At 41.7% G+C, this 23198-nt stretch carries 23 protein-coding genes; 12 read left to right on the top strand and 11 right to left on the bottom strand.

Features of this window, described 5'->3' with window-relative positions:
- Window positions 1–148: 148 nt before the first annotated feature.
- Window positions 149–298 carry a hypothetical protein gene (locus M1E93_RS09110; RefSeq protein ID WP_004920597.1) on the top strand — a complete coding sequence of 50 codons (150 nt, stop codon included), beginning with the start codon at window positions 149–151 and terminating at the stop codon, window positions 296–298.
- Window positions 299–440: 142 nt separating this feature from the next.
- Here the strand turns inward: M1E93_RS09110 and M1E93_RS09115 are convergent, their stop codons facing one another.
- From M1E93_RS09115 to M1E93_RS09140, 6 genes are all read right to left on the bottom strand, one after another.
- Window positions 441–836 carry a hypothetical protein gene (locus M1E93_RS09115; RefSeq protein WP_004920590.1) on the bottom strand — a complete coding sequence of 132 codons (396 nt, stop codon included), beginning with the start codon at window positions 834–836 and terminating at the stop codon, window positions 441–443.
- Window positions 837–1348: 512 nt separating this feature from the next.
- Window positions 1349–2161: an energy-coupling factor ABC transporter ATP-binding protein gene (locus M1E93_RS09120; protein WP_104873529.1), complete on the bottom strand. Its 813-nt coding sequence runs from the start codon at window positions 2159–2161 to the stop codon at window positions 1349–1351.
- Window positions 2148–2993 (bottom strand): energy-coupling factor ABC transporter ATP-binding protein, encoded by an 846-nt coding sequence (locus M1E93_RS09125; RefSeq protein WP_036940537.1) that lies wholly within the window; start codon window positions 2991–2993, stop codon window positions 2148–2150. The genes M1E93_RS09120 and M1E93_RS09125 overlap by 14 nt, the downstream gene beginning before the upstream one ends.
- Window positions 2984–3688: an energy-coupling factor transporter transmembrane component T gene (locus M1E93_RS09130; RefSeq protein WP_036940535.1), complete on the bottom strand. Its 705-nt coding sequence runs from the start codon at window positions 3686–3688 to the stop codon at window positions 2984–2986. Before M1E93_RS09130 ends, M1E93_RS09125 begins: the two co-directional genes overlap by 10 nt.
- Window positions 3689–3690: 2 nt before the next feature.
- Complete coding sequence (locus M1E93_RS09135) at window positions 3691–4272, bottom strand: membrane protein (protein ID WP_014656118.1); 582 nt, start codon at window positions 4270–4272, stop codon at window positions 3691–3693.
- A gap of 14 nt (window positions 4273–4286) precedes the next feature.
- The gene (locus M1E93_RS09140) at window positions 4287–4745 is read right to left on the bottom strand and encodes a PPC domain-containing DNA-binding protein (protein ID WP_004920578.1); all 459 of its coding nucleotides are present in this window, start codon (window positions 4743–4745) and stop codon (window positions 4287–4289) included.
- A 377-nt stretch (window positions 4746–5122) separates the two neighbouring features.
- Between M1E93_RS09140 and ypfJ the strand changes: the two genes are divergently transcribed.
- The 5 genes from ypfJ to M1E93_RS09165 all read left to right on the top strand — a co-directional run bounded on the left by ypfJ (window position 5123) and on the right by M1E93_RS09165 (window position 10238).
- Window positions 5123–6013 carry a KPN_02809 family neutral zinc metallopeptidase gene (gene ypfJ, locus M1E93_RS09145; RefSeq protein WP_072502307.1) on the top strand — a complete coding sequence of 297 codons (891 nt, stop codon included), beginning with the start codon at window positions 5123–5125 and terminating at the stop codon, window positions 6011–6013.
- Between the two features lie 10 nt (window positions 6014–6023).
- Complete coding sequence (locus tag M1E93_RS09150; RefSeq protein ID WP_004920570.1) at window positions 6024–6317, top strand: DUF7677 family protein; 294 nt, start codon at window positions 6024–6026, stop codon at window positions 6315–6317.
- Between the two features lie 29 nt (window positions 6318–6346).
- Window positions 6347–7657 carry a hypothetical protein gene (locus M1E93_RS09155; protein ID WP_225829660.1) on the top strand — a complete coding sequence of 437 codons (1311 nt, stop codon included), beginning with the start codon at window positions 6347–6349 and terminating at the stop codon, window positions 7655–7657.
- A 108-nt stretch (window positions 7658–7765) separates the two neighbouring features.
- Complete coding sequence (locus M1E93_RS09160) at window positions 7766–8218, top strand: DUF441 domain-containing protein (protein ID WP_004920564.1); 453 nt, start codon at window positions 7766–7768, stop codon at window positions 8216–8218.
- A 7-nt stretch (window positions 8219–8225) separates the two neighbouring features.
- A complete protein-coding gene (locus M1E93_RS09165; RefSeq protein WP_104873527.1) occupies window positions 8226–10238 on the top strand; it encodes a tRNA(Met) cytidine acetyltransferase TmcA in 2013 nt (670 codons plus the stop codon).
- On the opposite strand, the gene M1E93_RS09170 is transcribed toward M1E93_RS09165, so the two are convergent.
- A complete protein-coding gene (locus M1E93_RS09170) occupies window positions 10219–10410 on the bottom strand; it encodes a YpfN family protein (protein ID WP_004920559.1) in 192 nt (63 codons plus the stop codon). The genes M1E93_RS09165 and M1E93_RS09170 overlap by 20 nt on opposite strands.
- A 173-nt stretch (window positions 10411–10583) precedes the next feature.
- Here M1E93_RS09170 and M1E93_RS09175 point away from each other — a divergent pair, with 173 nt between their 5' ends.
- Complete coding sequence (locus tag M1E93_RS09175; protein WP_169342229.1) at window positions 10584–10970, top strand: DUF454 family protein; 387 nt, start codon at window positions 10584–10586, stop codon at window positions 10968–10970.
- A 45-nt stretch (window positions 10971–11015) separates the two neighbouring features.
- Here the strand turns inward: M1E93_RS09175 and M1E93_RS09180 are convergent, their stop codons facing one another.
- From M1E93_RS09180 to M1E93_RS09195, 4 genes are all read right to left on the bottom strand, one after another.
- Window positions 11016–11684 carry a M15 family metallopeptidase gene (locus M1E93_RS09180; protein WP_004920553.1) on the bottom strand — a complete coding sequence of 223 codons (669 nt, stop codon included), beginning with the start codon at window positions 11682–11684 and terminating at the stop codon, window positions 11016–11018.
- Window positions 11681–12811 (bottom strand): succinyl-diaminopimelate desuccinylase, encoded by a 1131-nt coding sequence (dapE, locus tag M1E93_RS09185; RefSeq protein ID WP_104873526.1) that lies wholly within the window; start codon window positions 12809–12811, stop codon window positions 11681–11683. The genes M1E93_RS09180 and dapE overlap by 4 nt, the downstream gene beginning before the upstream one ends.
- A gap of 14 nt (window positions 12812–12825) precedes the next feature.
- The gene (locus M1E93_RS09190; protein ID WP_104873525.1) at window positions 12826–13197 is read right to left on the bottom strand and encodes an ArsC family reductase; all 372 of its coding nucleotides are present in this window, start codon (window positions 13195–13197) and stop codon (window positions 12826–12828) included.
- Between the two features lie 151 nt (window positions 13198–13348).
- Window positions 13349–13969 carry a LuxR C-terminal-related transcriptional regulator gene (locus tag M1E93_RS09195; protein WP_014656110.1) on the bottom strand — a complete coding sequence of 207 codons (621 nt, stop codon included), beginning with the start codon at window positions 13967–13969 and terminating at the stop codon, window positions 13349–13351.
- Window positions 13970–14392: 423 nt separating this feature from the next.
- Here M1E93_RS09195 and maeB point away from each other — a divergent pair, with 423 nt between their 5' ends.
- The 5 genes from maeB (at window position 14393) to M1E93_RS09220 (ending at window position 23186) form a co-directional block, all read left to right on the top strand.
- Window positions 14393–16672 carry an NADP-dependent oxaloacetate-decarboxylating malate dehydrogenase gene (gene maeB / locus M1E93_RS09200; RefSeq protein ID WP_014656109.1) on the top strand — a complete coding sequence of 760 codons (2280 nt, stop codon included), beginning with the start codon at window positions 14393–14395 and terminating at the stop codon, window positions 16670–16672.
- Window positions 16673–16787: 115 nt separating this feature from the next.
- Window positions 16788–17675, top strand: a complete 888-nt coding sequence (locus M1E93_RS09205; protein ID WP_041704990.1) for a ChaN family lipoprotein — start codon at window positions 16788–16790, stop codon at window positions 17673–17675.
- A 120-nt stretch (window positions 17676–17795) separates the two neighbouring features.
- Window positions 17796–18599 carry an energy transducer TonB gene (locus tag M1E93_RS09210; protein ID WP_004920535.1) on the top strand — a complete coding sequence of 268 codons (804 nt, stop codon included), beginning with the start codon at window positions 17796–17798 and terminating at the stop codon, window positions 18597–18599.
- Between the two features lie 20 nt (window positions 18600–18619).
- Window positions 18620–20800, top strand: a complete 2181-nt coding sequence (locus M1E93_RS09215) for a S9 family peptidase (RefSeq protein ID WP_104873524.1) — start codon at window positions 18620–18622, stop codon at window positions 20798–20800.
- Between the two features lie 130 nt (window positions 20801–20930).
- On the top strand, window positions 20931–23186 hold the full coding sequence (locus M1E93_RS09220) for a TonB-dependent receptor domain-containing protein (RefSeq protein ID WP_426206820.1): 2256 nt from the start codon (window positions 20931–20933) through the stop codon (window positions 23184–23186).
- Window positions 23187–23198 lie beyond the last annotated feature (12 nt).

Below are 23198 nucleotides of genomic sequence, written 5' to 3' on the forward strand. Positions count from 1 at the left end.
AAAACCTTCCCCTCAATGATGTCAGTTCGAAACCATGGCGTTAGGTCGAAAATCATCTCACTCGCAAAATCGATGCTGTGATGCTGTTGTACACCGACACAACCCGAAGAACGACCACCTATCAACTATCGTGTCGTAGGTGAGAAACATGGCATTACAATGGACACGCATGTTGCTCATTTTCCGTTTTCAAAGAATTTCTTTTTTTTTAAATGATGGTGTAAAGGGCGAGTTGATTACGTCAGCGATGAGTTGGTTTGGTGCCTTTAGCTGCTCATCTGTTATTCATGGGCGATAAGGAGAATGATGACTGTCTTATCAACACTTTTAGCTTAGAAAATACGATGCGCAACTTTGCGAATACACTCGACATTCGATTTTTTGGACGAAATGCCCTTAAACGAGGGGGATGTCAGAAAGCTAAGCCGCTATTATTGGTGCTATTTTTTGTTGGTCGTAAGGTCATGGGCCGCCGCAGATGGATTAAGATCTTTGCCTTGCTCTGCTAACCATAACTGTAGTTGCTCAGTGGCAGGTATCAGGTTATAGGCTGAATGTGTGGGTTCAATATGCTTTTCACCATACTCTACCAATTTGTTATCAAGGAAAATAAAGTGTTGAACAGTATTTTGCATTTTAAGCATGGTGGGGCGCTTGGTATAGAGCAATAGGGTGGCATTTTCTATCGTTGCTGAATCAGAAGGTTCCCCCATAATAGAAACCACTTGTTGCGAAGTCATACCTGCAATAACTAAGGTTAACTTATTGTCAGCAGAGTATCCTATCACCGAAAATAGTAGGGAGAAGATACAAAATAGCGCTTGGATTGCCCGCATGATTAAACCTTAGTCATCTGTTCGAAGATCAGATCATAGAATACAAAGTGATATTTAAGGAATTCATATTTTAGTTGCATACATATAACACAGATAATTGTGACCACTTTTCATTATACAACTGTATTGACGCTTTAACTAACATCTTGGCGTTTAGGTTATCGGTTTTACTGAGCTGTTTTAGCGGGGAAGCTGCATAATGGATGTTTACAGCTTTTACTTAGGAAGATAATTAGTTTTCTGGTTTTAATTCGTCCATACAGCCAAAGTTCTCTTGCGGGTTATTTATATACATCGGGCCTATCATGCTACAAATAATAAAACAGAGCAGCATGACACACACTTGCCCAACCTTGACTCGGGATAGTTTACCATTAACATGGCATTTTTTACCTGTCTGATATCGATATCTAGATATAAGCTAAGACGTTATCACCGCAATAAATCAAACCTTAGTGTTGATATCAAGGGTCGACAACCATATAAAAACTGATAACGTTCAAGCTGAAAAGTCAGATTGGCTCGCGGCTAATACGGATAAATTTATCAGCCCAGCGTTTAGGGTCGCTTTCTAATGCGATATCCAATGCGTGACTCAATGAATACAGTGTTGGTGTTGGAAGCACGGATTCCGGTTGTAAATCAGGGTGGTTAAGTACGGTTTCAGGCGGACCATCAGCAATGATTTTACCTGCTGATAGATGAATAACCCGCTTGAAATGGCGAGCAACAAAATCAAGATCATGGCTAATGGCGAGTAGCGTCGTGCCCATTGTACGCTGTAATGCCAACCAACGCTCAAAGCAAGCGAGCCAACGTGCATCAAAGTCACGAGTAGGTTCATCTAATAGCAGCACTTTGGGGGAAATCGCACTCAGGCTGGCGACAGCCACCATACGCCGTTGACCTGCATCTAAATCAAGAGGGTGACTATTGGCAACATCTTGCAAATGGCAACATTCAAGGGCTTCCAACGTCCGTTTTTCTATCTCTGATTGAGATAGCGTTTGTCGTTTAAGGCCGAATGCGACTTCATCTTTTACTCGACTATGGAAAACTTGTTTTTCGACCTCTTGGAATAAAACACCAATTTGACTGGCACGTTGTATAGCGTTCAGTGAGGCAAGTTTTTGGTGATTAAAGTGGATCTCACCTTGTGTTGGGCGCAATAGACCCGCAGCAAGCCGCAGGAGTGTCGATTTTCCAGCACCATTGTCACCAACTAATGCAACCCATTCGCCCGCTTCGAGACGCAAACAAAGCTGTGAAATGGTCTCTTGGGTACTTTTAGGCCAACGATAATCAATATGTTCAAAAAGTAGCATAATACTCCTTAAATGCCTTAAGTAATGCGTTGTTATCATTGGGAATGTCAGTAGGCCAAGCATTTTGATTGATTAAATAACCAAGTGCACGCCAAGCATCGGGCATATTAATGGTGGTTTGTGCCGCCGAAAAAAGTTTTTTTCTATCAGTACCTGTGGCGATAACGTTACCCGCATCTAATAACATCAGTTGCTCACAAAAACTCATCGCAGGAAGTAGTTGGCGCTCAAACAGGATCACACTGCAATTGGTACGTTGAGAATAGTGTTTCAACGCAAGTAGCAGGGTATGGGCGGCTTTTGGTGTGAGGCGACTAAATGCCTCATCCAATAATAATAACTTAGGCTGCATGGCGAGTGCGCTTGCGATGACAACGCGTTGGGCTTCTCCACCTGATAAGGTCGCGGGGTGTCGATGGCGTAAAGCTTCGCAGTCCGTAAGCGCAATGGCTTCGTTAACCCGCTGCCTGATTTGTGCTTCAGGTAACCCAAGGTTTTCAGGGCCAAAGGCAATTTCTTGTTCCACATTGAATGTGCAACCGGATAATTGTAATTGTGGTGATTGTTGGATCAGTTGGCGTTGCGCACTGAGTATTGCTAAGTGGCCTTGTGATATGGGTTGTGATAAAACCTCAGCGACACCACTAAGTTCACCTGTAATCAATTCAGGTAACCAACCACAGAGCAGTTGAGCGAGTGTACTTTTACCGCTACCGTTGCCCCCTAAGATGGCAAGCCACTGTCCTGCTGCTAATTGTATATCAATAGGGCCTAAGGTGGTTGATCCCGCACCTTTGTGGGTAAAACATAGTCGTTGTAAATTTACCACCACCAGTCGATCCCTCCTTCAATGATGATAATGACTAAAATGGCATAACGACAAATGGCTTGAAAGAGGTTGTCTTTTGGGGCGCCCAACGTTGTTCGCTGACTCACGGCACGAAAACCACGCATATCCAAGGCAGCTCCACGGATAGCCAGTTCACTGAGCGCTTGGGTCGCGAGTGGCAGTATCAATGCCGGTAATGACATAAATCGTTGTAACAGATTGCCATCAAGGGGGACGCCTCGTGCCAACTGTGCCTCTTTGATACTGCTGATTTGTTGTCGTAGTTGTTCAACAAACAAGAGTGGCCCAGCTAATAAATATGAAAAGCTGGTTGGTAAACGGCTAGCAAATAGCGCTCTAATCAATTTTTCAGTCGACACATACTGTAGCCACAGTTGTGCACTACTGATAATGGCTAAAAGCCGAAACCATAAAGCCAAGGCTTTTTGCTGCTGTGTCGCAACAGAAAACTCGCCTGTCAGCCAGTAGGTTAGCCAACCACTATGGATCAGCCATAGCCCTAATGCCATTGGTAGCATCAAGCCAATAACATAGCGATAGCGGTAACGTGCTTGGCGCCATGCGAGTAGCATAGCAAAAGTCACCAGGCTGACGACAATTAACGGCCAGTCAAATGGTAATAGAACAACAGTAAAGCTGAGCCAGAACCATAATGTCAGCGAGGTAAAAGGATGCATATTTATCTTACTCGCGCCATATTTGGAAAGTTTTGTTGTGCACGCAGCGGTAAGCGACGCACTAATAACCACGCAATGAGTGCCGACACTATTTTATCTGCAATGTTGGCTCCTAGTACGGTAATGGCAACAGATTCAAGTAGGTTTTCTCCCACAGCATGGAAGTAAGCGACGAAAAAATCGGCTCCGCTACCTGTTGTACCTGCAAATAAATAAGTACGGATAGGCACAGCAACTAACATCAATGCTAATGTAATGACGATGCCGGAAAAGATAACTCTAGGTAACGTCCGAAAAAATCCAGCATGAGCGAGTAACCCTGCACTGAGGCCTATCATCATCGCAACAGGGGCAAAAGCGGCGGCAATTGGGCCACTGAGTAACCCCCATAATAGATTGGTTAATAATCCGGTTAATGCAGCGATCCAAGGGCCGGCTAATAAAGCACAAATGATTGTGCCAATTGAATCAAGAAAAATTGGCAACTTAATGCTTGAGCTTATTTGCCCAACTAACATGTTAATAGCGATTGAAAAAACAATTAACGCTAAAGTACGGCTCGAAAGAGTAGATGATTTTGGCATGAATACACCGCTCCTTAGCGATGAACAGAAGAATGGGAGTTGTGGGGCGTGCGTTCAGAAACTGCTAATTCGTCATATCCAGATAATTCGCAATATTGACGAGTGAAAGTGATATGCTCTAATTCCCCAATAACAAGCTCTAACGTTGTTCTAACGGTACAGTCAAGCATCATATGCCCCCCTTGCACATGACCATTTTCATCTGAAATGGCTAAATGCAAATGTTCGCCTTCGCTATCTAATGTGCCGATAAGTGAAACAATTTCGTATCGACCAACAAATTGATCGGTTGTCTCTTTTCCTGCAAAACGCAAATTAACGCGAGTTAAGCTACCAACACAGCCAGCAATGAAAGCGGCTTTTAAGTGGTTCTGCTGAATAAAATGACGCAGTGTTGGAATAACATCCTCGCCGGGCCGTAATCGCAGGGCAAAATAGCGCGCATTGGAGGTGGGAGGGAAAGCTACATTCATATGAGTGATCCTAATTATATGACGACTTGAATATAAGGTGATTTGTCAACTCGGCGAAATACAGTGATATCGTCAGTGATAATAATTTTATATTGACCTCATATTATTATAAGTAACAATCAAGGAGATATCAGTAACGAAGTGTTTTCTATCGCTTATTTAATTGGAATTGCGATTAATTTGCGTTAAGTGAAAAACAATCAGTTAAAAAACAATATATCCACTTAATTAATAAGGTTAAAATGTTGAACATCTGTGTTAGTTCAGAGTGCTAAGCAGGCGATGACGTGGTATGAATAAAAATAATTAAGTCAATTGTAACGATTTTGAGTTTAAACTGTGACTAAACCGTTTATTTGCTGATTATAGAGGTGATTATGCGTTGGCAAGACCGTCGTCGTAGCGACAATATTGAAGATAGAAGATCAGAAAATTCATCAGGGGGTTTTCAAGGCAATGGTCGGGGGATACGAATTCCATTACGAGGAAAAAGTGGCGTTGTTATTCTGATTGTTATTGTCGTAGCTGGCTATTATGGCGTTGATCTCACGGGGTTAATTACCGGAGAGCCTATCGGTAATCACTCTTCGCAACAAGCCCAAAATCGTACCATTAGCCCACAAGAGGCACAGTTAGCCGACTTTACGTCAGTGATGCTTGCTTCCACAGAAGATGTTTGGCAAACGGAATTTAAAAAGCTAGGCAAACAATACCAGCAGCCTAAATTAGTCATTTATCGCAATGGTACTTCGACAGCGTGTGGGCAAGGTAAAGCATTTATGGGGCCGTTTTATTGTCCAGCTGATAATAAAGTTTATATCGACCTGTCATTTTATAATGACATGAAAACCAAATTAGGGGCTGGTGGTGAATTTGCGCAAGGGTACGTCGTGGCTCATGAAATCGGCCATCATGTGCAGCACTTATTAGGCATTGAGCAGCAAGTAAGAAAATTACAGCAAGGTGTAAGTACAAAAGAAGCCAATAAACTGTCGGTGAAACTTGAATTACAGGCCGATTGTTTTGCGGGTGTTTGGGGGCACAATATGGATAAAGAGGGCATCTTAGACGATGGCGACTTACAATCCGCGTTGAATGCGGCTCAGGCAATTGGTGACGACAGATTACAGCAGCAGAGCCAAGGTCGCGTGATCCCAGATAGTTTTACGCATGGCACCTCACAACAGCGCTATTTTTGGTTTAAAAAAGGGTTTGAGACGGGAGATATCAATAGCTGCAACACCTTTTCAGCGCAAAATACATTTTAAGGAGGCTCAGATGAAGCTCAGCCATAGCGTTAGTGGGGCGATTAGAACTTTCAGCTATTTTATGGCAAGTGGTTCACATTACATGCTCGAGGGGATTGATTATTTGTCACTGTATGGCGAGGAGCCGAGTGCTATTGAACAAGCGTACGCAATATTTATCAATACACTGGAAATTGATGAGGCAGGGGAAGTATTGAATTTTACTCATGCGCAGAAAAGAGCAACGGATTATATTCGAAGTTACTGTGATGCTTCTTTTAACGTTGACCCTCCTTTTGAAGAGTGGGAAGTCGCTCTATATTAATGTATGACCTGCCCAAATATGAGGTTAAAGTGTTCCATTTGACGCGTACCATATTGATAACCACGCTTTTATTTTTCGGGTTGATAAATGCGTCAGCGAAAACCCATTATACCATTGATGATCTATCAACGGAGGGGATGTTAACGCTCTCCATGGATTTACCTAAATCCGAGCAGGAACAAAAATTGATCGTGAGAGGGGAAGCGTGGGGGTTAAAACCGCAAATTAACCATCCTCAGTGCCAAGGTACGTTGTTAAAGAAAAATACCGAAAATGAATGGATTGTGCCTATAGGTTGTGAACGAGTTTCGTGGCATGTCCTCCCTAATAAAGTTGCAAAAGGGCATGTTGACGCCTCGAAGCAAGCGACTATTTTCATTACCAGTGAATATCAAAACAAAAAACAGATATTGCTTTCTGAGCCTACGTCATTATTGCGCTTAGTCAATGATGAAGAGGGGATTATTCGTGCTGCCGATGGGATCGCTATCTATGGCGCGAAAGCTGAAAATACAAGTGCGTGGTCGGTTCCTGCCTATTATAAGGCGCCTGAATTTTATTTAGTGGGGGATATTCGATTGCAACAAGTGGACTTAACGAATATGAAAGTTCGCTATTTTAGTGACAACGTCACGTTAACCGATCAATATCAGCTAAATGGTTATCACCAACAAGCCTTAAAGTATTTAACCAAAGCGTTATCAATTTCACCTCAAGACAAGCGTGATAATACATTGTTGGTGATTTGGCTCGGCAGTAATGAAAAAAATGGCTTTATTGGTGGGGCGGCGGGTGGTCGCAGTTTCGTGGCTAACTATTTATACTCTGATAAAAAGGATGATAAAAACATTAACCTCAATAATGCAAAAACCCAACTTGTTATCGCCCATGAGCAATTTCATCAACTTATTGATATGGTAAGGGAAAATAAATCAACGCAGCCAGCTTGGGTTGAGGAAGGCCTTGCCCAATATTATGCTTTGAAAGCATTAAAACAGATGGAAAGCCAGCCACAAATTGTTTCGTCAATTGAATCTGCAATGATGCCATTAAATGCTCCAGTGACACATACTTTTATTGAACTAGATAAGCGATTTAAAGCAGGGGATCGCTCTGTTTATGCTGAGTTCTATTCTCAAGGCGCTACATTTTGGCGAAAATTAGATACTATTTTACAGAAGGTCGCCAATAATCCATCAGGATTAGACCCGTTCATTACTGAATTAATGACATTACCTTCCGAGTCGAATGGTGATTTACCCGCATCTTTCAAAAATAAAATGATCGCTATCGGAGGAGAGCCTGTAAATATCTTATTTCAACAATATATCGGGCAATAATATGCCGTGACGTTTGCTTCTTATTCGGTGAGCCAATAACATAAGCCGTACTTTTTATCTTTCGCTAATTTTATAAGCAAAAGCAGCACGTTTTACAGGGAATACAATATGAGTCAAGTCGATCCTACCTTGATAATTTTACTGGTTTTAGCGGGTCTTGGGATCATCAGTCATAATATGACGGTGACATTAGCTATGTTATTTTTGCTGGTGGTGCGGATCACACCTTTAAATAATTTCTTTCCTTGGGTAGAGAAATATGGGTTAACGATTGGGATATTAATATTAACTATTGGTGTGATGGCTCCTATTGCTAGTGGTAAAATTTCAGCACAAGATGTATTAGGTTCCTTTTTAAATTGGAAATCACTGCTTGCTATTGTGATCGGGGTGTTAGTTTCTTGGTTGGGAAGCCGTGGTGTCACGTTAATGTCACATCAACCTTCAACAGTAGCAGGCCTACTTGTTGGTACGGTTATCGGCGTAGCACTCTTCCGTGGTGTTCCTGTTGGTCCTCTTATCGCAGCAGGGATCTTGTCATTATTGATCGGTAAATCTTAGCGGGTATATGAATTATTCACTTCCTAAAATCTGTGCTCAACTTAATGATTGTGGTCATCGGCGCTTGTTGGTGCTCTCTGGTGAGAGCTTGTGGATAGATAAACGATTAAATGAAATTCAATCAATTATCGCGGGTGATTGGCAGGCCCTTTCATCAACAATAACGGGGGCATTGCCCGTTAAAAATGCACATTTATTATTAGGCAGAGAGTTTTTACATGGGGTCTTTGATGCAAGAGAAGGTTTGCATAGCGAGGCTCTCGCTATGCTTGCTGGGGCATTAAAGGCTGGGAGCTTGCTGGTTTTATGTACGCCACCACAAACTGAGTGGGCGTATTCATTGGATAACGATAGTATTCGATGGAATGAGCAAAATGGCATGATCGCCACGCCTAATTTTGTGCATCATTTACAGCAGTTGATACAGGCGCAATCTGACGTGCTGGTTTGGCAACAAGATAAGCCAGCGCATTTTTCTCTTTTACCCGAAAAAGAGCATTGGCAACCACCTTCGGGTGAGGCGACACCGGCTCAGCAATATGTACTGGAACAGTTGTTATCCGCAAATGACGGTGTTTGGGGGATCATCGCTCCCCGTGGGCGAGGGAAATCGACCCTTGCAGGAATGTTGATCCGCAACTGGCAAGGGGAGTGCTGGTGCTGTGCGCCTGCTAAAGTCGCGATACGAACACTAGAAAAATCAGCCGGTCAGCCGCTCAATTTTTGGGCGCCAGATGAATTATTACGTTACTGTAAGAAGAATGGTGACATAAAAGCTGACTGGTTGATTATTGATGAAGCGGCAGCGATTCCAAGTTATATTCTGCGCCAACTGGTCAATTATTTTCCACGTGTTTTATTAACGACAACGGTGGATGGCTATGAAGGAACAGGGCGAGGCTTTATCAATAAGTTTTGTGCGCAATTGGGCGGTTTTACAGCTCTCGATTTAGTCGAGCCTATCCGCTGGGCTAAGCATGATCCCCTTGAACATTGGCTCAATCAGGCATTATTACTAGAAGAGCCTGAAGGTGTAAACGATCACTCGCCATTACAGCTAATTGAGCCTATCAGCCAGCAACAATTAGTTGATGATCCTAAACAACTGAAAAGTTTTTATGGATTACTCACCAGTGCACATTATCGAACATCCCCTCTCGATCTTCGTCGGTTACTTGATGCAAGTCGCCAGCAATTTATGTTGGCCAAATCGGCGACGCAATTGATTGGAGCCTTATGGATGGTTGAAGAAGGTGGGTTAGATAGCCAACTAAGTTGGCAAATTTGGGCTGGTCTCCGCCGCCCTAGGGGGAGTTTAGTGGCCCAATCCCTTGCTGCTCATTATTACTTCCCTGAGGCGCCTCAGATGTCATCACTACGTGCAACGAGGATCGCGGTTGAGGCTGCTTATCGCCGACAAAAAATTGGCTCACAACTGCTTGACGCTCAAAAACAGCAGGCCGTTTACCAAGGCAAAGATTTTTTATCAGTGAGTTTTGGTCTGACACCGGAGTTATTACGTTTTTGGCAACAAGCGGGTTATCAATTAGTACGTGTTGGTGAACACCTTGAAGCAAGCAGTGGATGTTACACGGCGATGGCGATTTTACCACTGTCATCACAAGCACAACGCATGTGTGAGCAAGCCAAACACAACTTGCCAAGGGATCTCTTTTGGCGTCGTGACCTTGAGCTATTTCACTTGCCGACATGTGACAAACAGCATTTAACGCCCGAAGATTGGATTGAACTGGTTGGATTTGGCTTTTACCATCGTACGTTGGCAGCGAGTAGTGCGGCGATACAACGTTTATTAGCGCATCAAGAAGGTGGGTTGAAGCTACTGCGTTTCTATTTTCAACTACAGTTATCTTTGGAAGAGATTTGCCAACAGCTATCATTAACGGGGCAAAAAGCGTGGTTACAACAAGCAAGGGCAGAAGTTAAAGACGTTGTGCAACGTGACCACCCTGAGCTTGTTAAAACGATAGCGCAAAAAATTAGCCCTTCTTATCTTTAGGCCAATCATCGTTATCATCCCAAAGATGATTGTTATCTTTATGAGGGGGAAGCTCGGGTTTATTATCAAGAAATTTTTTATGATCTACTCGCATCATCTCTTTGATAGAATTCCAGATGACGCCAACTAAAATCAGTAGGATCACCCACCAATAATCTGCTAACCAATGCATATGTCGCCTTTGTGCTTGCTAATAAGAGGTGATTAAAAAGGTGGATGAAAAGTTGAAACTTTTACAGGCACACATTTGGCATCACATTACTATTTGAATTTCGATAGGGTATACCCTAGTCATTGGGTTTATTTAATCATGTTTTTGAAGCCGTTGGGAGAGCCATTTTGAATATAAAAAAAGGATTGTTGATCCTAATAGGTTGGCTCGCGGTAATATTAGCATGCTTAGGCGTTGTATTGCCGGTACTGCCAACAACCCCCTTTCTCTTATTGGCGGCATGGTGCTTTTCTCGCTCATCGCCGCGTTTTCATCACTGGTTACTTTATCGTTCATGGTTTGGTGGCTATATCCGACATTGGCAAACGTATAAAGGTTTGCCAAAAGGCGCTAAACCTAAAGCGATAGCCGTGATATTAGTTACGTTTACGATTTCAATTTGGGTTGTGAACTTTTGGTGGTTAAAGTTAGGTCTATTTGTCCTGTTATGCTGGCTAGTGATTTTTATGTATCGATTACCGGTGATAGATAAACCTGTACCGAATGATAATAAAGCATGATGGTGTTAAATGAAAAAGCGCCAAGGGATTTGGCGCTTTTTGAGGCTATTCTGGAATTTTAATGTAGCGATTAAAGACATATTCTAGATTCGCTAATAGCCAATCTTTACCCAAGATAACTTCTTCTTGTAAAACAGATTGAACCACTTGAGGGGTTAACAGTTGCTCAGCGTCATGGGATAAGGGCCAATAGCTAATATGCCAAGGTTCATAGGCAACACCTGCATTTTTAGCGGTGAAAGGGCGGTAGAAGTCATATGTGGCCATATTGTCACTTAGCCACTGATTCAGCTCAGCAAAATAGCCGCCTTGTTCGTATTCCCATGGCTCAAGTTGCAGTGATTGCCCTTCAGGGAGACGCAATGGGTCATAGACGTCAATTTCCGTGCCCCAATGGTGGCGGCTTGCGCCCGGCAGGGCGGACCAATGCAAAATAGCTTCACATAATTCGCCTTCGCTTAATACGCTAATATCTAGCGGATTACTTTGTTTATCAAGAACGGGGCGCTTTCCGGTAAACTTCTCATTCCAAATCAGTTGCTGACGTGAAAAATCACGGAATGCACTGGCGGATTGGAGCTTGAAGCCAGCCTTCGCCGCCGCTTGTTGCATGGACAAAAATGCTTTTGTCGCATTAAATTGTAGGCGGTGATTACCGCCTAATGTCACGAGATGGTCGGTTGAACGGCCGGTGAGCATGGCGATGGTCATCATAGTAACAGTAGCTCCATTATGCGTTCATAAATCCGTGCCAGTTGCTGTAGGTCATGTACACTGACACACTCGTCAACTTTATGAATAGTGGCATTGAGTGGCCCTAATTCAATGACCTGTGCCCCCATTTGAGCAATAAAACGCCCATCAGATGTCCCACCACTCGTTGAGAGCTCTGTAGTGCGCCCCGTGAATTCATGAATGGCTTGCACGGTGGCGTCGACTAATTTCCCTGTACGGGTTAAGAAAGGCTGGCCCGAAAGCTTCCATTCAATTTCATAGCGTAATTGGTGTCGTGCTAGCATCTCTTCAACACGCTCACGGATGATTTTGTCGGTTAATTCTGTGCTAAATCGGAAATTAAACTGAACGAAAAACTCACCCGGAATAACATTTGTCGCACCAGTACCCGCATGAAGATTGGCGATCTGCATACTGGTCGCGGGGAAAAATTCATTACCTTGATCCCACTGTGTTGATACAAGTTCTTGTAAAAAACTTGTCGCTCGATGTACTGGGTTATCGGCAAGGTGTGGGTATGCGACATGCCCTTGCGTGCCTAAAATCGTTAAATTCGCTGTGATAGAGCCTCGGCGGCCATTTTTAACGATATCACCGAGTTGAGTTTGGCTAGAAGGCTCGCCCACTAAACAGTAATCTAACCGCTCATTACGTTGCATCAACGTTTCAACGACCTTAACCGTACCATTTGTCGCCTTTGCCTCTTCATCGGACGTGATTAAAAAGGCTAACCGACCACGATGATCGGGATGTTTTTGTACAAAACGCTCGGCAGCGACGACCATAGCTGCAACGGAGCCTTTCATATCCGCTGCACCACGACCATAAAGGTGTTGGTTGATAATGGTTGGTATGAAAGGGGGCGTTTGCCATTTTGTCTCATCCCCAGCGGGAACGACATCCGTATGGCCTGCAAATGCTAAGGTCTCGCCGTCGGCACCTCGATAAGCCCAGAAATTAGCCGTATCATCAAATAACATTTTTTCAACGGTGAACCCTACTTTTTCGAGTCGTTCAATTAATAATGCCTGACACCCTTGGTCATCAGGGCTAATTGATGGGCGAGAGATGAGCTCTTGAGCGAGTTGTATAACAGGACAATCCATCACTGCGCTCCGGCTTATTGAGTAAATTGTTGATATTCATCAGCGGAAAAACCGACAAGATAGCGGTTGTCTGCTGAAACGAGAATTGGGCGCTTGATCATCGCAGGTTCAGCCAATAACACTTTTTTGGCGCTTTCAGCATCAACAACGGCATTTTTTTCAGCATCACTGAGTTTACGCCAAGTTGTGCCTCTTTTATTAACTAAAACTTCCCAACCGAGCTGAGCGATGAACATCGATAATAAGGCATCATCAATCCCCTCAACACGGTAATCATGAAATTGATAATTAATGCCATTATCTTCCAAGTAACGACGCGCCTTTTTGATCGTGTCACAATTTTTAATACCATACATAATGTAAGGGGAAGAAGTGCTGTTTGACATAAAATTTTCCTTTGATGATTTACTGTTAGCTCTACATAATGCGCGAAAATCTATTCAGGATCTAGCTTTCTGTGGGAAAGAAAAGTTAATCTAATGATTAAATTAATAGTTAATTAAATTATTTCATAATAAATTAATTATAGTAAATATATTATTTTGCTCTCATGTATATTAGACTTGCTTCTAATCGGGAGCGTACATTTAGTTTTTTAAGTAAATTACGGATGTGCACTTTTACTGTTTCTTCTGAAATAAAAAGTAATTGGGAAATTTCCCTATTTTTTAATCCAGCCGCCATTTCATGCAATATTTCGCATTCTCTGCGCGTTAATGATGATAATGGGTCATTAATTTTATGGCGATTAACGAGATATTGATAGACTTTTTCGCTAAATACATGGTGCCCAGCCGCTGCTTTTCGCATGCTATTCATCAGCATATCAAGTTCACTATTTTTAAGCAGATAGCCTTGTGCGCCTGCATCAATAGCATTGTAGATATCTGTTTTTAAAGCTGAAAATGATAAAACTAATAAATACGACTTAAGGCAGCGTTTACGTAATAAGCGAATTGTTTCGAATGTTTTAGTACCATAAATATTGATATCAGTTAGTATTATGTCAGGTTGTAGTTTGTCAGCAATATCAAGTGCTTCAGAGCAATTACAGCATTCAGCTGCGACAGTGAAATATGCATCTGAGTCGATAAGGTGCCGTAAACCATAGCGATAAATAGGATGTTCATCAATAATCATAACGGTTTGGGAAGACATAGTAGATTCCTTTTTATGCCTGACAATAATAAAAGAGGGCAGCTTAACAGCAAACACGCCATTACATTAAATATGTTATAGCCTTCAATTTTCGCCTTTATTACTATTTTTTAATGCTCATTGTATTTAATTATTAATTTATATAATTAATATTCAGAACCCCGAAATAGAAAACCAAAAAAATAATAACTCGATTTTTATATGATTAAAATTATCAAAAGTAATTATATCTATAATATATAATTAGCCTTCAAGTATATTGATTGAGTGAGAGTTTGAGGTGATATTTTAGGCTAACTCGTATTACTAACTGATGTAACCGAAAGAATTTTCTGGAAATTGTCATCAAGATCATGATTTGCTTGTCTGAACTGTTTATACTGTTTACTGCTTTTACCCTACCTACTTTGAAAGGACTTGATGATGGATGATAAATTAAAACAAAGTGCTCTTGATTTTCATGAGTTTCCTCATCCAGGAAAAATAACTGTAACACCGACTAAACCATTAACGACTCAACGCGATTTGGCTCTTGCATACTCACCAGGGGTTGCGGTTCCATGTCTTGAAATCGCCTCAGAGCCACTATCAGCGTATCGTTATACCGCGAAAGGGAACCTTGTCGGTGTGATCTCAAACGGTACAGCGGTTTTGGGATTAGGTAATATTGGGGCCTTGGCGGGTAAACCCGTTATGGAAGGGAAAGGGGTGCTATTTAAGAAGTTTTCTGGCATTGATGTGTTCGACATCGAAGTTGATGAAACCGATCCCGATAAACTTGTTGATATTATTGCTTCTCTTGAGCCAACTTTTGGGGGTATCAACCTAGAAGATATTAAAGCGCCTGAATGTTTTTATATTGAGCAGAAGCTGCGCGAAAGAATGAATATCCCTGTGTTCCATGATGATCAGCACGGAACCGCAATTATTTGTACGGCGGCGGTGATCAACGGCCTTCGTATTGTTAAAAAAGATATCGGTGATGTTCGCCTAGTCGTTTCAGGTGCAGGTGCAGCGTCAATTGCATGTATGAACCTGCTTGTTGCACTAGGTTTAAAACACGAAAATATCACAGTCTGCGACTCCAAAGGGGTGATTTATAAAGGCCGTGATGAAAAAATGGATGTCACAAAAGCCGCCTATGCCATTGAAGATAATGGCGCAAGAACCCTTGCGGATGTGATCCCAAATGCAGATATTTTCTTAGGTTGTTCTGGTCCTGGTGTGCTGACCCAAGACATGGTGAAAACCATGGCGAAAGACCCGCTTATTTTAGCGCTTGCTAACCCTGAACCTGAAATTTTACCGCCATTAGCAAAAGAAGTACGTCCAGATGCCATTATTTGTACAGGCCGCTCTGATTATCCTAACCAAGTGAACAACGTATTATGTTTCCCGTTCATCTTCCGTGGCGCGTTGGATGTTGGCGCAACGACCATCAACGAAGAGATGAAACTCGCTTGTGTTTATGCAATTGCTGATTTAGCGTTGGCAGAGCAGAGTGAGGAAGTTGCTTCTGCTTATGGCAACCAAGACTTATTCTTCGGCCCTGAATACATTATTCCGAAGCCTTTTGATCCACGTTTGATAGTTAAAATTGCGCCAGCAGTGGCAAAAGCGGCGATGGATTCAGGGGTTGCTACACGTCCAATTGCAGACTTTGATGCTTATATCGAAAAACTGAACCAGTTTGTCTATAAAACAAACTTGTTTATGAAGCCTATCTTTTCACAAGCCAAAAAAGAGAAAAAACGTATTGTTTTGGCAGAAGGGGAAGAAGAGCGCGTATTACATGCGACACAAGAGTTGGTTTCCCTTGGCTTAGCATTCCCAATTCTAGTTGGACGCCCAAGTGTGATTGAGAAACGTATTCAAAAACTTGGCCTGCATATTGAGCTAGGGAAAGATTTTGAAGTGGTTAACAATGAAAACGATCCACGTTTCAAAGAGTACTGGCAAGAATATTACCAAATCATGAAACGCCGTGGTGTTTCACAAGAGATGGCACGTCGTGCGGTGATTGGTAACCCGACTTTAATCGGCGGTATCATGGTACTTCGTGGTGAAGCGGATGGTATGATCTGTGGAACCGTTGGTAGTTACAGCGAACACTATAGCGTAGTAAAAAATCTGTTCGGTTTCCGTGAAGGCGCTCATGCAGCAGGGGCGATGAACGCACTATTATTACCAACGGGTAACACGTTTGTTGCCGATACCTATGTGAACGAAGATCCAACACCAGAAGAGCTAGCGGAAATTACCTTAATGGCAGCCGATACGGTGCGCCGTTTTGGTATTGAACCGAAAGTGGCACTGTTATCCCGTTCCAGTTTCGGCTCTTCTGATTGTGCATCCGCACAAAAAATGCGTGATACATTAGCGCTGGTCAAGGCTCAAGCGCCGCATCTTGAAATCGATGGCGAAATGCATGCCGATGCTGCATTGATTGAATCTATCCGTAAAGATGTCATGCCTGATAGCCCACTAAAAGGGTCAGCAAACTTGTTGATCATGCCAAATATGGAAGCGGCACGTATTAGCTATAACTTATTACGTGTAACAAGCTCTGATGGTGTGACGGTAGGTCCGGTGTTAATGGGGGTTTCAAAACCTGTACACATCCTCACCGCGATAGCTTCTGTACGTCGTATTGTTAATATGGTGGCATTGGCTGCTGTTGAAGCACAAACACATCCACTATAATTTAACTTAATATCTAAAGGCCTCTAAATTTTAATATTTAGAGGCCTTTTTAATTGAAAATCATTCTCATTATCTGTATTTTGGGTAATCCTGTACTCAATAGATGGAAAAGATAATGATATCAGTAACATTGAAGGCAAAGTCCTCCCTTATCGCAATGGCGCTATTGTTGGTTGCGGGTTGTGCACAGCAAATAGAACAAAAGCCGGTAGAGCTAGATAGTCAGCTTACCGGACAAGGGCAAATCATTGACTTACAATCAGGTCAATCCATTACACCTCAACAGCTTATTGAGCAGTTATCTCAATCATCTCGCGTTATTGTCGGTGAAAAACACGACAATATGTATCATCACCAAATAGAGCAGTGGCTGGCTCAAGAGATGCACAAAACGCGTCCACAAGGCTCAGTGTTACTTGAAATGCTCCAACCAGATCAGCAAAAAAGTATTAACTCAGTGAAAGCACAAATGCAGGGAGATCCGTATATTCGCGATGAAAAATTGCAGTCGTCAATTAAATGGAACAGTGGATGGCCGTGGGAGCAGTATGGCGAGTTGACTAAACAACTATTAAAAGCCCCGTACCCACTACTTTCAGCAAATTTGAATAAGGAAGAGGTCAAGGAAGCATACAAAAATCCACCAGTATTAAATGGCGTATATTCGACTCAACCTGTCGTGCAGGAGTTGATCAGTAAGACGATTGAAACCTCTCATGACGGCAAATTAACACCGGAGCAGGTTGAAAAGATGACGGTTATTCAGCAAATGCGTGATCGTCGTATGGCTAAATCACTGTTACAAGCACCAACCCCAGCCTTGTTGTTTGTGGGGGGGTATCATGCGACACGAGCTATTGGTGTACCGTTACATGTGCAAGATCTGGCTCCTGATGCTGAATTTACTGTGCTGATCATTTCAGAAAAAGGGAATGCTATCGATAATCTTCATGCGGATTATGTTTGGTATACGCCTAGTGTAAATCAAGCGGTTGAAAAATAATCATTTTATAATTATTTGTAATGTAATTGTGATAATGAAACAAATTTGAATAAAAATAGTTTTCATTTGCATATGTAATTGATTATCATTTGAGTTTTTAGCACAGCAAATAAGATTAAAATGAGTACGATTACATTTGAGCACTACCAGAACCAAAGTATGAAAATGGGTAGTGCGGTTATTGTTGCAATTGCATTACATTTTTTAGTTATTGGACTTTTTTTACGCAGCTCTGACGATCAACAGTGGGATAATCCCGTGCCACCACCATCCGTTGTGGTGGAAGTTTCCATGGAAGCGGAAGCTAAACAGGTTACAGAAGTGAATATCGGCCAAGTGCAGGAGGTCTCTGTGGCAAGTAAAGCCCAAGAAGCTGAACCTGAGCAGTCTGAGCTACCTACCGCACCCGTAAATGAAAATGCTGAACTGTTAGTAACCAAAACCGAAAAGAAAAAGCCGCAACCGACGCCTAAAAAAGAGAAGAAAGAACCGCCTAAAAAGCCTATTAAAAAGCTTGAAAGTGATAACTCAAAATCAAATTCAGCGCCTGTGACTAGTGATGCTGCTGCATTGAAACAGAGCAATAAGATTGCGGCTGATTTCAATAGTCAATCACAATCGCAACTGGATGCAGAAAAAGCGTGGCAGGCTCTCGTTCTCGGCCAATTGAACAAATTTAAACGCTACCCTGATGATGCTCGGCGACGTAACCGCACAGGAATTCCTGTGGTTGAATTTGACGTTGATGCGCAGGGCTATGTTATTAAAAGCTCACTGATTAAAGGGTCAGGAACTCGCTCTCTTGATAGGGAAGCCGAAAAAGTCCTTTCTCGAGCACAACCACTTCCCATCCCTCCAGCCGAAATGCTTAGGAATGGCAAAGTTACGGTAAGAATGCCAATAGACTTCACACTTGAAAACTAACGGTTAATCAGGGTAACAGAATGATTATAAGAGCAGATTTATTGTCAGTATCCACTCGAATCGCTAAATTCTGTCTAATAGCATTTATTGGACTACATGCAGGCCATGCCCTTGCGGAGGAACAGATGTCAGCACCAAAAGCGAAAAAGCAGCCATATACAATGACGACACACGGTGATGTGCGTGTCGATAACTATTATTGGATGAGAGACGACCATAGAAAATCACAAGAAGTTATTGATTATTTAGAAAAAGAAAATGCCTATAGTCAACAGCAACTGGCGTTGGGCCAGCCATTAAAAAAACAGATTTATGATGAATTACTTTCACGCATGAAACAAGATGATGAGTCTGTACCTTATGACTTTAATGGCTATACCTATCGTAGCCGATTTGAAGCAGGTAAAAACTATCCTATTTATGAACGCAGACCTGTGAATAGCGAAGGAGAGTGGCAAACACTGGTTGATGGTAATCAACGAGCGGAGGGGAGCGAGTACTACCGTTTAGGTGCGCTTACCGTTTCACCAGACAATAAAATCGTGGCGATTGCGGAAGATAGAGAGGGTCGTAATAACTATGCGGTATCTTTCCGTTCATTAGACAGCCAAGCGTGGAAAAATGATGAGTTAACGAATACATCGGGCAATATTGTTTGGGCCAATGATAGCAACACTTTATTTTATGTAAATAAAGACCTACAAACCTTGTTGCCATATCAAGTGTTCCGCCACCAAATCGGTGAACAACAGCATCAAGATGTCATGATGTATGAAGAAAAAGATGATACTTTTTATGTCAGCATCTCTAAATCAACTTCCAAAGATTATATTTTTATTGGAATCACAAGTACTGAGACGTCGGAATATCGCTTAATTGATGCAAACAAGCCACATAATGAGGCTAACGTTTTCCAACCTCGTAAAACGGGCGTTGAATATTATCCTGATCATTTTCGCGGTCAATTTTATATTCGTTCGAACCATCAACACCCATTGTTTGGTCTGTATATCACAAGTCATGATGGCAAAAGCGATTGGGAGACTTTAGTCGCTCCACGTGATGATGTGGATTTGGAAGATTTTGAGCTATTTAACCAATGGTTAGTACTGGAAGAGCGGCAAAACGGTTTGGTTAATCTCCGTCAAATTAATTGGCAAACCAAAGCTGAAAATTATGTCCGTTTTGATGATCCCGCTTATATGGCATGGATTGATAACAACCCAGAGTCTGATACCGATAAGTTGCGCTATGGCTATTCATCAATGACGACACCTTCTTCTGTGTATGAAATTAATATGCAGACACAAGAAAGGCAGTTATTAAAACAGCAAGAAGTGAAAGATTTTGATAAATCCAAATATCAAAGTGAACGTTTGTGGGTGACGGCACAAGATGGTGTGAAAGTTCCTGTTTCATTAGTTTACCGAAAAGATTTATTTAAAGAGGGGCAAAATCCATTATTAGTCTATGGCTACGGTGCGTATGGTTACAGCATTGATCCCTCATTCAGCTCTTCACGTCTGTCACTGCTAGATAGAGGCTTTGTGTACGCGATTGCCCATATTCGCGGTGGTGGTGAACTGGGTAAACGGTGGTATCTACAAGGGAAAACAGTGAATAAAATGAACTCATTCACTGACTTTGTTGACGTGACAAATGCACTGATAAATCAGGGTTATGGAAAACAAGGCCATGTCTATGCCATGGGAGGAAGTGCAGGTGGACTGTTAATGGGAGCCGTAGTGAATATGGCGCCTGAACTGTATGAAGGGGTTGTCGCTTCTGTTCCATTCGTTGATGTGGTGACGACAATGTTAGATCCATCAATTCCATTGACCACCGGTGAATATGACGAATGGGGTAATCCTGAAAATGAAGAGGCATATTGGCGTATTAAGGCTTATAGCCCTTATGATAATGTCAAAAAACAAAAATACCCTCATATGTTAGTGACAACGGGCTTACATGATTCTCAAGTGCAATATTGGGAGCCGGCAAAATGGGTGGCAAAATTGCGTGAATATAAACAAGGAGATTCATTATTATTGTTAGAGACAAATATGAATGCAGGGCATGGTGGTAAATCAGGCCGCTATAATGCATTGGATGATATTGCCCTAGATTACAGCTTTATTTTAATGCTGGAAGATAAAAAACATTATTTTCCACAATTGAAAAACGAATATACTAATAACTAATTATTGTAAAATGGTTCGGCTATTGTTTCTTAACGATAGCCGAACAGTTGCATGGCAAAATTAAAGCATTAAATTTTATTTGGATGCATGTGAGCGCATGTTTAATTATCGCGTTTACAGGAATGGTTTAATGAATAATAAATTAAAAATAGTAGGAGCCAGCTTATTATGTGCTGGGCTTCATAGTATTGCTTTTGCAGAAGATACACAGCAACAACAAAATAAAGGTATCGTACAATTTAGTAAATTAAAAATTTCAGGTGCTGAGAAACAAACGCCATTAGTTAAAGCCTTGGAAAAGCCAGGGGCATTTAGTGCAGTAGGTACGCAAAATAAACTGGAAGGATTAGATAAAATTATTCGTACTATGCCGGGAACCTACACCCAAATGGACGCGAGCCAAGGTACAGTCAATGTCAATATCCGCGGTTTGAGTGGATTTGGTCGTGTTAATATGATGGTGGATGGTATTAGCCAAACATATTATGGCATTTCACCGAGTAACTACACCCATGGTCAACAACCAAATAATGATTTTGGGGCATTAATTGATCCCAATTTTATTGTTAAAGTTGAAGTTGAAAAAGGGCAGTTAAATGGTGGAGAGAGTGTCAATGCACTTGTAGGTAGCGCTAATTTTAGAACTATCGGTATTGACGATGTGATTTTTGATGGCAACTTATATGGCTTAAGAAGCAAAGCCCGTTGGGGGGATAATGGATTAGGCTATAATGGCATGGTTGCCGTTGCAGGGAAAACGCCAGTTAATACCAATGATGGATATTTAGGTGGCTTAATTGCAGTCAGTGGTCATAATATCCCCGCGAATTATAAAAATGGTGCAGGTTATGATAGTGATGATTTTGCCACTGATCATACTTTTAAACAAAAACCCCAATCGCAACTCACCAAATTGAAATATAAACCTGATGATAGCCATGAATTAGAATTTAGTGGGCGTTTTTATCAAAATAAATTAACTCGCCGTAAAATAAATAGCGAGGATTATTATCTTAAATATAAATATACGCCACTTAATGAGTTAATTGATACTGAGCTTATTATTAGTCATGGAGAGAGTAAGCAGACATTTGAAGGGGATTCATTGGGTTGGGCATTACGTCAAGGTGAATCCAAAAATAATGCAGATGGGATCAATCTTGCCAATACGAGTCGTTTTTCTTATGGGGAGACGGACTATGAATGGAAAATAGGTTCTAAGCTGTTAAAAAATAAATATGAACGTAAAGTAAGTTCGGTATCTGACCAAAATACAATCATTTATAACCAGTTCTCACCCAGTGGCACATTAGACTTAATGAGTTTGTATACGCAATTCAATGCTAAATATGATATTTACTCAGCCACTTTTAATCTGAATTATGCACATTACAAGCTAAAAGGGTTTAAACCCGCTTGCGATGATGACGTTAAATGTTTTCCTCAAGGCGACGCATCAATAAACTTAAAAGAGGGAGGCTTCAACCCGGGGGGATTGCTTTCGGCAGAAATCATTCCTGAATTTCAACCTTTTGTAAGTTACGCACACTCAATGCGTGCACCAAATTCCCAAGAGGTATTTTTCTCTCAGAATGGCGGTAACTCAATGAACCCATTCTTAAAAGGAGAAAAAGCACAAACATGGCAAATTGGTTTCAATAGCATGAGACCTGATCTCATCGTGCAAGATGACCAATTCACGATGAAAGCGCTTTGGTTCCATACTAGAATTAAGGATTATATTACCAGTAAGCCTTATTTGTTGTGTCGACCAAGATCATACGCTGAATTTACATGGTGTTTGATGAATGAAAGTGTCTGGGATAAAGAGTTCCCGGATTTTATGCAGAAAAGTTATATCTATATGAACGATCCACGCGAGGTCAACTTACGGGGTTATGAATTACAAGCTAATTATGATGCAGGCGTTTTTTATTCAACATTATCTTATACCAAAGAGACGGGTGACCAGCCTAATTCGATAGCCAGCGTTGCTGATTTTAGTGCGGGGGATTTTACTGAGTTACCAGACTATTATTTGACGCTAGATACAGGTGTTCGGTTATTAGATGAAAAGTTGACATTAGGCTCAGTCATTACCGTTACAGGGCCAGCAAAGCGTATTGGCGTTGAATCATTAGTTGATAATAATGGTGATGCATTGAAAGATAAATATGAAAAGCAACCGACAGTTATTGACTTGTATGCTGATTATGAAATCAATAAAAATGTCACATTGATGTTTACAGTGAATAATGTGACCAATGAGGTTTATTCTGACGCCTTGAACCGTTCAAATTCGACGGCCATTATGGAAGTGCGTGGTAATAATAACGCAACGGCAAGAGGGCGTTCATATATGCTAGGTGGTGTCGTTCGCTTCTAACTCGTAATCAAT

This window comes from Providencia sp. PROV272 (assembly GCF_049901975.1).
Taxonomy (GTDB): domain Bacteria; phylum Pseudomonadota; class Gammaproteobacteria; order Enterobacterales; family Enterobacteriaceae; genus Providencia; species Providencia stuartii.

Coding starts and splice junctions, on each gene's coding strand:
- M1E93_RS09110 (WP_004920597.1), top strand. CDS start 149: ATGGCATTACAATGGACACGCATGTTGCTCATTTTCCGTTTTCAAAGA.
- M1E93_RS09115 (WP_004920590.1), bottom strand. CDS start 836: ATGCGGGCAATCCAAGCGCTATTTTGTATCTTCTCCCTACTATTTTCG.
- M1E93_RS09120 (WP_104873529.1), bottom strand. CDS start 2,161: ATGCTACTTTTTGAACATATTGATTATCGTTGGCCTAAAAGTACCCAA.
- M1E93_RS09130 (WP_036940535.1), bottom strand. CDS start 3,688: ATGCATCCTTTTACCTCGCTGACATTATGGTTCTGGCTCAGCTTTACT.
- M1E93_RS09135 (WP_014656118.1), bottom strand. CDS start 4,272: ATGCCAAAATCATCTACTCTTTCGAGCCGTACTTTAGCGTTAATTGTT.
- M1E93_RS09140 (WP_004920578.1), bottom strand. CDS start 4,745: ATGAATGTAGCTTTCCCTCCCACCTCCAATGCGCGCTATTTTGCCCTG.
- ypfJ (WP_072502307.1), top strand. CDS start 5,123: ATGCGTTGGCAAGACCGTCGTCGTAGCGACAATATTGAAGATAGAAGA.
- M1E93_RS09150 (WP_004920570.1), top strand. CDS start 6,024: ATGAAGCTCAGCCATAGCGTTAGTGGGGCGATTAGAACTTTCAGCTAT.
- M1E93_RS09160 (WP_004920564.1), top strand. CDS start 7,766: ATGAGTCAAGTCGATCCTACCTTGATAATTTTACTGGTTTTAGCGGGT.
- M1E93_RS09165 (WP_104873527.1), top strand. CDS start 8,226: ATGAATTATTCACTTCCTAAAATCTGTGCTCAACTTAATGATTGTGGT.
- M1E93_RS09170 (WP_004920559.1), bottom strand. CDS start 10,410: ATGCATTGGTTAGCAGATTATTGGTGGGTGATCCTACTGATTTTAGTT.
- M1E93_RS09180 (WP_004920553.1), bottom strand. CDS start 11,684: ATGATGACCATCGCCATGCTCACCGGCCGTTCAACCGACCATCTCGTG.
- dapE (WP_104873526.1), bottom strand. CDS start 12,811: ATGGATTGTCCTGTTATACAACTCGCTCAAGAGCTCATCTCTCGCCCA.
- M1E93_RS09190 (WP_104873525.1), bottom strand. CDS start 13,197: ATGTCAAACAGCACTTCTTCCCCTTACATTATGTATGGTATTAAAAAT.
- M1E93_RS09195 (WP_014656110.1), bottom strand. CDS start 13,969: ATGTCTTCCCAAACCGTTATGATTATTGATGAACATCCTATTTATCGC.
- maeB (WP_014656109.1), top strand. CDS start 14,393: ATGGATGATAAATTAAAACAAAGTGCTCTTGATTTTCATGAGTTTCCT.
- M1E93_RS09205 (WP_041704990.1), top strand. CDS start 16,788: ATGATATCAGTAACATTGAAGGCAAAGTCCTCCCTTATCGCAATGGCG.
- M1E93_RS09210 (WP_004920535.1), top strand. CDS start 17,796: ATGAGTACGATTACATTTGAGCACTACCAGAACCAAAGTATGAAAATG.
- M1E93_RS09215 (WP_104873524.1), top strand. CDS start 18,620: ATGATTATAAGAGCAGATTTATTGTCAGTATCCACTCGAATCGCTAAA.
- M1E93_RS09220 (WP_426206820.1), top strand. CDS start 20,931: ATGAATAATAAATTAAAAATAGTAGGAGCCAGCTTATTATGTGCTGGG.